10 protein-coding genes are annotated in these 11,875 nt (G+C 72.3%); 6 read left to right on the top strand and 4 right to left on the bottom strand.

The genetic code is table 11. The features are described 5' to 3' along the window. The first annotated feature begins 59 nt into the window (after nt 1-59). On the top strand, nt 60-518 hold the full coding sequence (locus LZ198_RS00880; RefSeq protein WP_253969907.1) for a YaiI/YqxD family protein: 459 nt from the start codon (nt 60-62) through the stop codon (nt 516-518). A 14-nt stretch (nt 519-532) separates the two neighbouring features. On the opposite strand, the gene LZ198_RS00875 is transcribed toward LZ198_RS00880, so the two are convergent. Then, nucleotides 533-1,993, bottom strand: a complete 1,461-nt coding sequence (locus tag LZ198_RS00875; RefSeq protein ID WP_407667368.1) for a glycoside hydrolase family 6 protein — start codon at nt 1,991-1,993, stop codon at nt 533-535. Nucleotides 1,994-2,173: 180 nt separating this feature from the next. After that, on the bottom strand, nt 2,174-3,844 hold the full coding sequence (locus LZ198_RS00870) for an amidase (RefSeq protein ID WP_253969906.1): 1,671 nt from the start codon (nt 3,842-3,844) through the stop codon (nt 2,174-2,176). Between the two features lie 192 nt (nt 3,845-4,036). Here LZ198_RS00870 and LZ198_RS00865 point away from each other — a divergent pair, with 192 nt between their 5' ends. Next, the gene (locus tag LZ198_RS00865; RefSeq protein ID WP_253969905.1) at nt 4,037-4,933 is read left to right on the top strand and encodes a PilZ domain-containing protein; all 897 of its coding nucleotides are present in this window, start codon (nt 4,037-4,039) and stop codon (nt 4,931-4,933) included. Between the two features lie 307 nt (nt 4,934-5,240). Beyond that, nucleotides 5,241-6,062, top strand: coding sequence for a mechanosensitive ion channel family protein (locus tag LZ198_RS00860; protein WP_253969904.1), 822 nt, complete (start codon nt 5,241-5,243; stop codon nt 6,060-6,062). Here the strand turns inward: LZ198_RS00860 and LZ198_RS00855 are convergent. Beyond that, entirely contained in the window at nt 6,034-7,125 is a 1,092-nt protein-coding gene (locus LZ198_RS00855; RefSeq protein ID WP_253969903.1) for a saccharopine dehydrogenase family protein, read from the bottom strand. The genes LZ198_RS00860 and LZ198_RS00855 overlap by 29 nt on opposite strands. A gap of 136 nt (nt 7,126-7,261) precedes the next feature. Between LZ198_RS00855 and LZ198_RS00850 the strand changes: the two genes are divergently transcribed. Beyond that, a complete protein-coding gene (locus LZ198_RS00850) occupies nt 7,262-8,152 on the top strand; it encodes a LysR family transcriptional regulator (protein ID WP_253969902.1) in 891 nt (296 codons plus the stop codon). Nucleotides 8,153-8,167: 15 nt separating this feature from the next. Here LZ198_RS00850 and LZ198_RS00845 read toward each other — a convergent pair whose 3' ends face one another. Beyond that, a complete protein-coding gene (locus LZ198_RS00845; RefSeq protein ID WP_253969901.1) occupies nt 8,168-9,109 on the bottom strand; it encodes a hypothetical protein in 942 nt (313 codons plus the stop codon). Nucleotides 9,110-9,536: 427 nt separating this feature from the next. Between LZ198_RS00845 and LZ198_RS00840 the strand changes: the two genes are divergently transcribed. Both LZ198_RS00840 and LZ198_RS00835 read left to right on the top strand, forming a co-directional pair. Next, nucleotides 9,537-10,358 (top strand): hypothetical protein, encoded by an 822-nt coding sequence (locus LZ198_RS00840; RefSeq protein WP_253969900.1) that lies wholly within the window; start codon nt 9,537-9,539, stop codon nt 10,356-10,358. A gap of 97 nt (nt 10,359-10,455) precedes the next feature. Next, the gene (locus LZ198_RS00835) at nt 10,456-11,847 is read left to right on the top strand and encodes a di-heme oxidoreductase family protein (RefSeq protein ID WP_253969899.1); all 1,392 of its coding nucleotides are present in this window, start codon (nt 10,456-10,458) and stop codon (nt 11,845-11,847) included. Nucleotides 11,848-11,875 lie beyond the last annotated feature (28 nt).

Genomic DNA, 11,875 nt, shown 5'->3' with positions numbered 1-11,875 from the left:
CCGGCGCCGCGCGCACGGAAACCCGGGACAACCCCGGCGGATGCCGCGAGGATGGGGGCATGCGAATCTGGGTCGATGCCGATGCCTGTCCGGGCCCCGTCCGGGACATCCTCCTGCGCGCGTCCCAGCGGCTGCAGGTCCCGCTCGTCTTCGTGGCCAACCGCGCCCTGTCCCTCCCCCGCTCCGACCTCGTCTCCACCGTGCAGGTGGGCGCCGGGCTCGACGTGGCCGACCAGCACATCGCCACGTCGGCGGCGAAGGGCGACCTCGCCGTCACCCAGGACATCCCGCTCGCCGCGCTCCTCGTCCCCCGGGGCGTGGTGACGCTGGACCCGCGCGGCGAGCTGTTCACCGAGGAGAACATCGAGGAGCGCCTGTCCGTGCGCAACTTCATGCAGGAGCTGCGCGAGAGCGGCGTGCAGACGGGCGGCCCGAGCAGCTTCTCCCCGCAGGACCGCCAGCGCTTCGCCGCGACGCTCGACCGCGAGCTGACGCGCCTGCTCCCGAAGGCGCGTTAGCCGGCGGGCGCCCCTCACGTGCCGTCGATGAGCCGGACGGCGATGTCCGGACTGAAGGTGCCGGCCGGCACCGTGGGAGCGATGCCGCACGGGCCATCCGAATCCCCCGGGACCTTGAGCCACAGCAGCAGGTCCGCGCCGCCGCCCACCTGCGACGTCGCGCCCAGCTTGCGGCCCGCCGGGTTGCACCACTCCCCGTTGGAGCCATTGCCGTTGCGGCTGGTGTCCACCACCCAGGGCCGGGTGTAGCCGTAGCGCGTATTCAGCGCGGCGCTCACCGCGGCGCCGTAAGTGTTGGACTGCGCGGTGGGGATGTAGTTGGAGACATTGAGGGCGAAGCCCCGGATGTTGCGCACGCCGCCCGACTCCAGCCGCTGCGCCAGGGTGTCCGCGGCGATCCACGTCGCGTTGCCACCGTCCAGGTATGCCCAGGTGTTCGGCGCGCGGTCGCGAAGCTGTTCGGTGGCGTAGCGCAGCAGGCCCAGCCGCGTCTGGCGCTCGGTGTCGTTGGGGAGGCAGTCGAGCTGCGCGACGGCGTCCGGCTCGAGGATGACGATGGCGGGCTTCGAGCCCAGGCCGGTGACGAAGGACGAGATCCACGCGCGGTACGCCTCGGGGCTGCCCGCGCCGCCGCTGGAGTGGCTGCCGCAGTCGCGCCCCGGGATGTTGTAGGCCACCAGCACCGGCAGCTTGTCCACCGCGTCCGCCGCGTTCACGAAGCCGGACACCGCCGCGGTGATGTCCCCGCTCCAGTTGCCGAACCAGCGCGCGCCCGGCTTGCTCGCGATGTTCGACTGGATGCGCGCCGCGCGCGAGTCCCCGCTGTTGTTGCGCGCCCAGACGGCCGGGTTCGAGTTCGGGTCCACGTAGAAGCCACTCGTCATGGAGACGGGCCCCGAGCCCGTCTCCGAGGTGAGCGAGATGTCGTCCAGGTAGAGCGTGAAGGCTCCGGAGCCGCCGAACTGGAACGTCACCTGTCCCAGCGCGGTGTCCAGCGACGACGTGAAAGAGAACGTGAAGCGGCGGGCCGTCCCGTCCAGGGTGACGGCCTGGTCCAGCGTCGCCGTGTAGGGCGACGGCTCGAGCTGCACCGTCGCCCGCATCGGCACGTTCGCGGAAGCAGACGCGGTGAAGGCCAGGGTGTAGGGCCGCCCGCCCACCAGCGGGATGGCACTCTGGCCTACGAGCGCGTCCCAGCGATTGACGGTCCCTCCCGCCACGTTCACCCGCAACCTCCCGCCCTCCACGAGCGACTGGGTGTTCGCGCCGCTCCACCAGGGAGCCGTCACGCCGGTGGAGAACGTCCCGTTGACGACCCACTCCGTCAGCGCGGCGCGCGACGTCTCCGGCTCATCCCGTGGCGCCCCGGAGCCCCCGGGCGCCCCACACCCCAACCACGAGGAGGCCACGAGACACATCGCGACGGAGACGGAAGTCTGAAGCACGGCCGGAATGGACTGCGCTCGAGGTTGCACGAAGCACTGCCTCCTGCCCCGTGTCCGGACGCCAGGAAATGACATCCCCGGGGCCCTCGTGCCCTAACCCCAGTCTCCGCGCGCTTCACGAAGAACCGACATCCCTTCCAAACAGGCGAAACCTCCACAACCCGTGCGGGCGCTCCGATACGCCGGGACCGCCCGGTCCGGGTCCGCGACTCAGCGCAACGCCGTGACGTGGATGGGGGGCGTCCGGTGGGGTGTCGCGCGCTCGACCACGCGGCCCAGGCGCAGCAGCAGGTGCTCCTCGTAGGGGCGCCCCATGAGCTGGAGCCCCACGGGCAGCCCTGCGCCGTCGAAGCCCACCGGCACGGAGAGCGCGGGGAAGCCGGTCAGGTTGCCCTGGCGCACGTAGCGCATCAGCGCGTCCACCACCGGGAGGTTCGACTCACCCTCCGGCAGCGTCGACTCGGGGATGGCGGGCGCGGTGATGGCCGTGGCGGGCGTGACGAGGACGTCCACGTCCGCCATCACCGCGAGCAGCTCGCGGGTCAGCCGGTGCCGGTGTCGCAGCGCGTGGACCAGGTCCGTCGCCCGGAAGTGACGACCGATGGCGAGGTTCGTTCGGGAGTCGAGCCCGAAGTCCTCCGAGTGCTCCTTCGTGTGCGGGAGCATCGCCGTGGCCATCTCGCTGAGGATGATGCAGCTATGGGTCCACAGGACCGTGTTCAGGTCGGGCGCGGGCACCTCCACCACCTTCGCGCCGGCGTCCGTGAGCACGCGCACCGCGTCCCGGCAGCGGGCCACCACGTCCGGCGCGGCGTCCTCGAAGTAGGGCCAGCAGATGCCGAGCCGCACGTCGGACAGGTCCCCGCGCTCGAGGCCCGACAGGTGGTGTCGCGGCTGGGTCTGCGAGACGAGGTCCTTTCCATCCGGGCCCGCGACCAGCGCGTACATCGCGGCCACGTCGTCCACGGTGAGCCCCATGGGCCCCACGTGCCCCACGTTCCAGCACAGCGCGGGAACCCCCGTCTCCGGGATGCGGCCCCACGTCGCCTTGAGCCCGACGATGCCGCACAGCGCCGCGGGGATGCGGATGGAGCCGCCCCCGTCCGCGCCGATGCTCAGCGGACACAAGCCCGCGGCCACCACGGCGGCCGAGCCGCTGGAGCTGCCTCCGGTGATGTGCGCCCGGTTCCACGGGTTGCGCGCGGCGCCGTGGTGCGGATTCAACCCGATGGGGTTGATGCCGATCTCATTCATGTTGGCCTTGCCGAGGATGAGCGCCCCGGCGGCCTTCAGCCGCGCCGCCACCGTCGAATCCACGGGCGCCACCTCGTGGCGGAACTTCGTCCCCAACGTCGTGGGGAACCCCGCCAGGTCCACCTCGTCCTTGAGCACCACGGGGACGCCGTCCAGGACGCTCAGGGGCGTGCCCGCGCGCAGGCGCGCCGCGGAGGCCTCGGCGGCGCGCAGCACCTCGTCCGGCTTGCGCGCCACGAAGAGCCCCATGCGCTCCTGCCCCTCGAGCCGCTCGATGGCCGCGTGGATCCGACGCACCACGGCCACGGGCTCCGCGCGGCCCTCCTGGTACGCGCGGACGTAGGCGCCCACCGTCTCCCGCTCCGGGGGCCGGGGCTGCGTGGCGATGGCGCGCGCCGCCTGCTGGACGGGGGACTCGTCCTGCGTGGCGGGAGCACCGGGCGGCAGCGGATGTTGTAGGGGCGGCGCGTCCCCCGGTGACGTGTCGCGCCACGCGGTGATGCCGCTGTCTCGCACCAGCTTCTCCAGCACCGGCGCGCCCAGTCCACTCTCCAGCGTGTTGACGAAAGCCCGGAGCGCGAAGCCGGACACGCGGGGCGCCTTCACGGGGTTGCGTTGATAGGCCATGACCCACGAGCCTAGCGCCGCGAGCGCTCGCTTGCAGGCACGCGCGGCGAGGAGGCGCGCCTGGAGGAACGGACGGGCGGGCGTCCCCGCCCCAGCGGCTGGGTGTACGCACCATGACAGGGTGGAAGGGGACATCTCGCGCGAGTCACATGCCCATGGCAGGCTCGGCGGGCGTCCATCCGGGGGGCCGACATGGGAAACCCGCGCGTCAACGCGCTCGAGGAGTACAAGGCACTGTGCGAGCAGCAGCGCGTCCAGCCGCTGGGGCCGGATGAGGCGCAGCGCCTGGAGCTCCTGCGCGACGTGCTGCTGGAGCTGGGGGCGCTGCCTCCCGAGGGCAGCCCGCTCCCCACCCGGCCCGTCCGCGCGGACGCGGTGCTGGAGCTGACGTTCGCGACGCAGGACGACGTGGTGCGCGCCTACAGCAGGAACATCGGCGCGGGTGGGCTCGCCATCCGCACCGCGCGCGCCCTCCCCGTGGGCAGCACGCTGGAGCTGCGCCTGTCCCTCCCGGACGCGCCCCACCAGCCGCTCGTCGCCCACGCCCAGGTGGCCTGGTCCCGCGAGGACGGCATGGGCGTGGCCTTCACCCAGCTCGCGTCGGAGGCGGAGCGCCGCCTCAAGTCGTTCCTGGCGGACGACGCCTCGCTGCTCAAGCGCGTGCGCAGCGTCCTGAGGACGGACGTGCGCGAGCTGCTGACGACGGACGTGCGCGAGCTGGGCAAGGGCCCCGCGCCGCAGGCCGCGACGGCCGTGGAGGTGGACACACGCGCCCCGGTGCTCGTGCGCCTGACGGAGCCCCGGCTGATGACGCTCGTCACCGAGCTGTTCCTCCAGAAGGGCGTGCGGCTGGCGACGGACGGCGACAAGCCCACCCTCCTCGTCGTCGACACCGGCTCCGCGCTCGACGTGCTCAGCGCCTTCGGCCGCCCCGGCACACGCACCATCATGGTGAACGTGAGCGGCCCGGACTCGCTGATGGGGCGGCTGTCGAACCTCACGCCCGCCGCCTTCGTGAAGCACCCGGCCACCGCCGCCGCCGTGCTCCACGCCGTGGAGAAGCTGCTGTCGACCGCCGCCCCCCGGTGAGTCATCCGCGCGGACCGGGTCCCTTCCACCCTCGAGTCAAGCGCGGGGCCCGGGATTCGACGCCGTGCCCGGGCCCGCCTCGGGCGAGTGTCCGGTTCCTCACGGGGACCCCGTGCTGACGCGTCAATGACAGCCCCTGACGCGTCCGACCTAGAGTCGACCCACCCTCCTTCCGGCCACTCCAGATTCGACGTCCCTGTCTTCGCGGGCTTGCCGCGCGCCGTCTCCTGGCCCACCCCATGCACATCCGCCGCCGCGAAGCGCGTCCCCCAGTCCGACCTGGAACCCCGGCCGCTTCAGGAACGCCATGGAAGCCATCATCACGCAGTTGCAGACGCTCGCATTGACGGATGCCCTCCCCTTCCTCCTGAAGGCGATGGGCGCACTGGTGCTGTGGTTCATCGGTCGCGCGGTCATCACCGGCTTCCGCCGGGTGCTGAACCTCGGCCTGCAGAAGCGCCAGTTCGACTCCACGCTCATCCGCTATGTGGAGTCGCTGTTCAGCGGCTCGCTCACCATCCTCCTGTTGCTCGGCATCCTGGGGATGATGGGGTTCGAGACGACCTCGTTCGCCGCCCTGCTGGCCGCCGCTGGTATCGCCATCGGCACGGCGTGGTCCGGCCTGCTGTCCAACTTCGCCGCGGGCGTCTTCCTGCTCGTGCTGCGGCCCTTCCGCGTGGGCGATGAAATCAACGCCGCGGGCGTCAGCGGCATCGTCCAGGAGATCGGCCTGTTCGCCACCACCATCGACACGGGCGACAACCTGCGCATCTCCGTGGGCAACAACCGCCTGTTCAGCGACAACATCACCAACTTCAGCCACCACCCCCACCGGAAGGTCGTGGTGAAGCTGCCGCTGATACACGGCCAGGACGTCCATGGCCTCATGGAGGCCCTCAAGGCGCGAGTGGCCGAGGTGCCGGGCGTGCTCGCCAAGCCCGCCCCAGGCATCGAGGTGGTGGAGTTCACCGCGCTCGGCCCCGTCCTCGCCATCGGCGCGTACGTCGTGCCGACCCAGGCCGGCCCCGTCACCGGCGCCATCGCGCTGGCCACCGAGGAGACGCTCATCGCCTCCGGCTACATGGTGGCGCCACCGTCGCTCAAGGACTCGCTGGCCAAGGCGGGATGAACACGCGCGTCCCCGGGTTCGCGTCCGCCACGCGCTGAAGGAGCGCGTCCCGTCCCGGCAGCCGGTCCAGGTGCAGCACGCCACCCGGCCGGTTGCCGCCCAGCAGCTCCCGGCAGACCTCCACCAACACGCTGCCGGTCAGCGCGGCCTCGCGCCGCCCCACGAGCGCGCACTCCCGCGTCGCGTCCCCTCGCGCGTCCTGCCCCCGGGCCCTCGCCACGACGGCGCAGGCCTCCGAGCCCACCCGGACGTGGTGCAGGAGCCACGTCACGCACCGCCGGACCGTGGGGACACGGAGCACCCGCCCCAGGCCCAGGCGCACCGCCAGCGCCACGAGGCCGGTGAGCCAGGGCGGGTCCAGGCACAGCCACGTGGACACGGTGGGGATGCCCAGCGTGCGCGCCACCACGTGCTGGTCCGGGAAGGCGAAGCGCCAGCCCGCGCGGGGGCGTGACTCCTCCGGGAGCCGCACCCAGGCCCGCTCGCCGAAGCCCCGGACGCGCCGGGCGCGCCCCCCTTCGAGGACCTCGAACGGCGCGTCGAGTTGGTCGAGCGTCCACGCCACCGCCGCGTCCCCATGGACGTCGCCCGCCCCCAGCAGGACGAAGAGGTCCATCCGCTCCACGCGCGCGAGCCGTTCTGCCGCCATCGCCGCCAGGACGTTGCTCACGCCGGGCGCCAGCCCCACGCTGAGGACGGCGGTGCTCCCCGCCTCGCGCGCCAGCACGTCCAACCGCTCGAAGGCGACGAGCGACGCATGGCGCGCCGTCACGTCCACGTAGTCGAGGCCCGCCGCGAGGCAGGCCCGGACGAAGTCGTCCCGCGTCTGGTCCACGCACATGACCACCAGGGCCGCGCCGTGGAGCCGGTCGACCGCCGCCGCGTCCTCGACGTCCAGCGCCATCCCCCGGACGCCGTGCCCGAGCCGGGCGGCGAGCGCCTCCGCGCGCGCCTGGCTCCGCCCGGCGATGACCACGCGCCCGGGGAACTCCGGCGCCAGGGCCCGGGCCACCTCCCGCCCCACCTGTCCATAGCCCCCCACGATGACGACCTGCCTCGACATGACACCTCTCCCGCGCGCCGAGCCGACGGCGCCTCACGTCCTCCCCCGGGTTGTGCCGTCGACTCCGCTAGAGTGCGAGTGAGGTCCGGGAACGACATCCGTGCGCCCCGGGCACGAATGCCTCACGGGAAGGGTCATGCACTCGCTCGCCAACATCGACGCCTTCGTCCGGGCCGTGGAGGAGGGCGACTTCACGCGCGCCGCGCGCAAGCTCGACGTGACGGCGTCCGCGGTGAGCCGCCGCATCTCCCGGCTGGAGGAGGAGCTGGGCGTGAAGCTCTTCCACCGCACGACCCGCGCCCTGCGCCTCACCGAGGACGGCCGCGACTTCCATGCGCGCTGCCAGCGCATCCTCGCGGAGCTGGACGAGGCCAAGGAGTCCCTCACCCGGGCCCGCGCCAGGCCCACGGGCGTGCTGCGCGTGGAGGCGCCCCAGGTCATCGGGCAGCTCGTGCTCGCCCCCGCCCTGCCCCGCTTCCTCGCGCGCTACCCGGACCTGGAGGTGCGGCTCACGCTGAGGGACCAGGTGGTGGACCCGGTCTCCGGCGGCGCCGACGTCCACCTGCGCCTGGGGCCGCTGGAGGACTCCACGCTGATCGCGAAGAAGCTGACGGTGGCGCGCCTGGTGGCCTGCGCGTCCCCCGGCTACCTGGAGCGCCACGGCGTCCCGGTGACGCCCGCCGACCTGGCGCGCCACGACTGCCTGGGCTTCATGCGCGACGAGCGCCCCATGCCCTGGCTCCTGCGGGAGGGCTCCGCGCCCCTGCAGGTCCAACCCCGGGCCCGCGTCCACACCAACCACGGGGCGACGCTGCGGGACCTCGCGGTGGCGGGGCTCGGCATCGCCTGGCTCTTCGACTTCATGGTGGCCCGGGAGCTGGCCTCCGGCGCGCTCGTCCCCGTGCTCGAGGCCCACGCGGGCGAAACGCGCCCCATCCACGTCCTGCATCCCTCCGGGCGCCACCTGCCCTCACGCGTGCGCGTGTTCCTCGACTTCGTCGCCACGCTCTTCACCGCCGCCCGGTGATGCGACCCATGCGCGTCAGCGCGCGTTCAACGCCGCGTTGAACGCATCCGCCGCGGCGAAGCTCCACCGTCGCGCGACCTCGACGTAGCCCGAGGCATGGGTGAAGGGCGGCAGCTCCTCCTCCGAGGTCCACTCGTTGCGCATGCTCAGCGGCATGATGTCCTGCGACGCCCGCGCCAGCCGCACCGCCCGCCACGACGCCCCCGCCGCCTCCATCACCCGCAGGTAGTCGTCGCGCTCCAACCACTTCGCCGCGTTCGCCAGGAAGATGGGTCGCATCGCCCGCGTCGCCGGCTGGACGGGATGCCACGCCCTGGCGCGGCGCCGGTACTCCTTCAGCTCCGCCTCGCGCAGCGCGGCGAACCGCCGCTGGAACCCGGCCTCCGTGTCCTGGAGGAGGTCGAGCGAAAAGCGCCCCATGGCCGCGTAGAACAGGTCCGTCGACTCGTCCCCGCGCGCCCGGGGCTCGACGAACGCCACGTAGTCCCGGGTGGCCGCGAGCAGCTCCCGCTCCGCCACCTCCAGGGGCACCAGCGTCGCCGGCCGGGACTCCCCCGGCACCGGCTCGAAGCGCTCCTCGAAGGGGCCGGTCGGGGACTCCGACCGGAGCGGCGAATACGCGTGTCGATACCAGACGACCGAGTCCTCGAACACGAGCGCGAGCTCCGGCAGCCGGGGCTGGGGAGGTGGCGGGGTCGTGAGCACCCAGTCCGCCGGGTCCATCGCACGCAACGCGCGCACGGCCTTCAAGCCCCGCTGACGCTGGAGCTCCACCCACGCGTAGAACGAGGGCTCGAAGTTCCCATCCCATGCGAAGCCGCGAAAGACGTCGTGGCTCGGGTAGTTCGACGCCACGTCCGGGTCGTCCAGCATCAGCGCGCGGAGCTCCTGCCCCCCGAGCCGCGCGTTCCCGACGATGGCCGCCTGCCACACATAGAGGTGGACCGGGTTGATCATCCCCTCACCATCCCGGGTCCGCGCCCCTCCTGACAACCCCCTACCCGCCGTACGGGTCGACCTGGACAGTGACCTCCGCCGCTACAAGCGCCGGCCCGCGAAGCCCGGGTTCCCCGCGTTTCGACACATGGAAATCACCCGCGCCTTGACCCGGGTTAATGACTTTCACCCCCAGGGAAGGCCACAAAGACATCCAGCCTGGGCTGTTGCGTCCAACGACACACGGACCTTCGACGCCGTAACGACAGGCTCCACAAACCACACCCTGAAACATCGCCTCCTCCGAGCAACACAGAGGGGCGATACATGAAACACGTCGCTTGGCTCGAACGGTGCAGAAGACGCGAACGCCGTCGCGAGGCGCCGTGGGTCCGGCGCGATGCCTCCGAACGGAAGCAGCACCTTCCCATTCATGAGGTGGAGAGACATGCAGTTCAAGATGACGAGCCGACTGCTGGCGGCGGTGTTCATGTGCGTGACGGCGGGCTGCGCGGGTGACGAGACCCAGCCGGGCGAGGGCACGCTGGAGGCCCAGGAGGCGAACGCCGAGTCCAAGTGCGTGAAGAAGTTCGACGGCATCACGAGCTGCGCGACGGGCAACGCCGCGCTGGCGAGCTCCGAGCGCGGGCTGGCCGTCACCGGCCTGAAGAACGTGAAGTCGGACGGCCTGTCGAGCACGTTCGGCCGCGCCGCGAGCTGGCGGCAGACGTCGCAGATGAAGCTGGGCGCGGGGGGCGCGCTCCAGTTCGACGCGCGCTCGGGCGACCAGGTGGTCAGCACCCTGAGCATCCTCCCGGGCCGCGAGCCGAACTCCGCGCGCGTCGCGCCCATCTTCACCGGCGCGCCGGGCGGCTCCGGCTACCGCATGAACATCTACCGCGACGGCGTGCTCCAGGGCACCCAGTCGAACCCCGCGAACGCCTACATCTCCTTCACCAACTGGCGGGACTTCCTGCGCTGGCTGGTGGCCGTCGCGGACTTCTACGAGCTGGACATCATCTGGACGAAGACGGGCGACAAGCCCGCCGCGCCGGACAACGTGGGCGCCTGCGGCTGGCGCCTGAACACCGGGAAGGACACCTTCAACGTGACGCTGGCTGACGGCAAGGTCATCACCGGCGACACCATGGAGTTCGTCGAGGAGATCGAGGACGGCCACTACCCGTACACCGGCTTCACGGGCATCGACGTGAAGGCGGCCGGCGAGGGCATCCTGGTGCAGAGCGAGACCTTCGTCCCGGCGAAGTAGTCGGCTCGTGGTCTCCGACGCCGGGCGGGAGCAGCCCCTCCCCCGCCCGGCGTCGGTCGTTCCCAAGTCCCAGGCGCGCTCTCCCGGAGAAACCTCGATGCGACGGCGGATGTACTGGCTGGGCCTCCCCCTCGGCGTGCTCGTGCTCACCGCGGTCTGGGCGGACACGCGGCGTCGCCCCGAGCTGCTGGAGCTGGGACCACTCGACGTCACGGTGGAGCCCGGCGAGGAGCTGTCCGGAGGGAACGCCACGGTGGTGGAGGCGGGGAGGAACGCGTTCGGCCGCTCTCCGCCGAACATGGCGCGCGCGAAGTGGCCGGAGTTCCACCTGGGCAAGCGCGTCTTCGACCGCGACTGGAGCGAACCCACGCACGTCGCGCCCCAGGTGGGCCCCTTGTTCAGCGCCGTGTCGTGCATGACCTGCCACGTGAAGGACGGGCGCGGGCGGCCTCCGGAGACAGCCGCCGAGGAGCCCGTGTCGCTCGTCTTCCAACTGGGCGCGCCCGGCGGACGTGGTCCCCATCCCGAGTACGGCAAGCAGCTCGACCCCCACCGGCTGGGCGGGGGCCGGGGTGAAGGCCGCGTCGAGGTGACGTTCGAGGAGGTCGACGGGGAGTTCGCCACCGGCGAGTCCTTCACGCTGCTGCGTCCGCGCTACCGGTTCCTGGACCTTTCGGGCGGTCCGCTGGGCCCGGACGTCCCCTTCTCCGCGCGGGTGGCCCCCGCCAACTTCGGCCTGGGCCTGCTGGAGGCCGTGCCCGAGGAGACGTTGCTCGCGCGCGCGGACCCGGACGACCGGGACGGCGACGGCATCTCCGGGCGGGCCAACCACGTGGACGACGTGACCGAGGGGCGCAAGCGGATGGGCCGCTTCGGCTGGAAGGCCAACCAGCCCACGCTGTCGCAGCAGGTGGCGCACGCGCTCGTGGTGGACATGGGGCTGACGTCGGAGGTGTACCCGCGCGCCCCGGAGCCCGGCGCGGCCGAGGCCGCCGCGAAGCCGGAGGTGGAGCCGTACGACCTGGAGCGGCTCGTCCTCTACAACCGGCTGCTCGCCGCGCCCAAGCGGAGGAACTGGACGGACCCCACCGTGCTGCGAGGCAAGGGCGTCTTCCGCGCGCTCGGCTGCGCGGCCTGCCACGTGGACCAGGCGATGGAGACCGGCGACGTCCCGGGCTTCCCGGAGCTGTCCGGACAGCGCATCCATCCCTACTCCGACCTGCTCCTGCACGACATGGGCGAGGGGCTCGCGGACGGCAGGCCGGACGGCGAGGCCACCGGACAGGAGTGGCGCACGCCGCCGCTGTGGGGGCTCGGCCTGCAACACACGGTGAACGGTCACACGCGCCTGCTCCACGACGGCCGGGCACGCAACGCCGAGGAGGCCGTGTTGTGGCACGGTGGCGAGGCGGCCCCCGCGCGGGAACGCTACACGCGGTTGCGACGCGAGGACCGACAGGCGCTGCTCGCGTTCCTCGACTCGCTCTGAGTCGCCCGGTGACGAGGGACTCGACGGA

Source organism: Myxococcus dinghuensis (assembly GCF_024198235.1).
Classification (GTDB): Bacteria; Myxococcota; Myxococcia; order Myxococcales; family Myxococcaceae; genus Myxococcus; species Myxococcus dinghuensis.
This window is presented reverse-complemented; position numbering and strand designations above follow the sequence as displayed.

What these genes read in the sequence shown, in the direction of transcription:
- LZ198_RS00880 (WP_253969907.1), top strand. Translation starts at nt 60, where the DNA reads ATGCGAATCTGGGTCGATGCCGATGCCTGTCCGGGCCCCGTCCGGGAC.
- LZ198_RS00870 (WP_253969906.1), bottom strand. Translation starts at nt 3,844, where the DNA reads ATGGCCTATCAACGCAACCCCGTGAAGGCGCCCCGCGTGTCCGGCTTC.
- LZ198_RS00865 (WP_253969905.1), top strand. Translation starts at nt 4,037, where the DNA reads ATGGGAAACCCGCGCGTCAACGCGCTCGAGGAGTACAAGGCACTGTGC.
- LZ198_RS00860 (WP_253969904.1), top strand. Translation starts at nt 5,241, where the DNA reads ATGGAAGCCATCATCACGCAGTTGCAGACGCTCGCATTGACGGATGCC.
- LZ198_RS00855 (WP_253969903.1), bottom strand. Translation starts at nt 7,125, where the DNA reads ATGTCGAGGCAGGTCGTCATCGTGGGGGGCTATGGACAGGTGGGGCGG.
- LZ198_RS00850 (WP_253969902.1), top strand. Translation starts at nt 7,262, where the DNA reads ATGCACTCGCTCGCCAACATCGACGCCTTCGTCCGGGCCGTGGAGGAG.
- LZ198_RS00845 (WP_253969901.1), bottom strand. Translation starts at nt 9,109, where the DNA reads ATGATCAACCCGGTCCACCTCTATGTGTGGCAGGCGGCCATCGTCGGG.
- LZ198_RS00840 (WP_253969900.1), top strand. Translation starts at nt 9,537, where the DNA reads ATGCAGTTCAAGATGACGAGCCGACTGCTGGCGGCGGTGTTCATGTGC.
- LZ198_RS00835 (WP_253969899.1), top strand. Translation starts at nt 10,456, where the DNA reads ATGCGACGGCGGATGTACTGGCTGGGCCTCCCCCTCGGCGTGCTCGTG.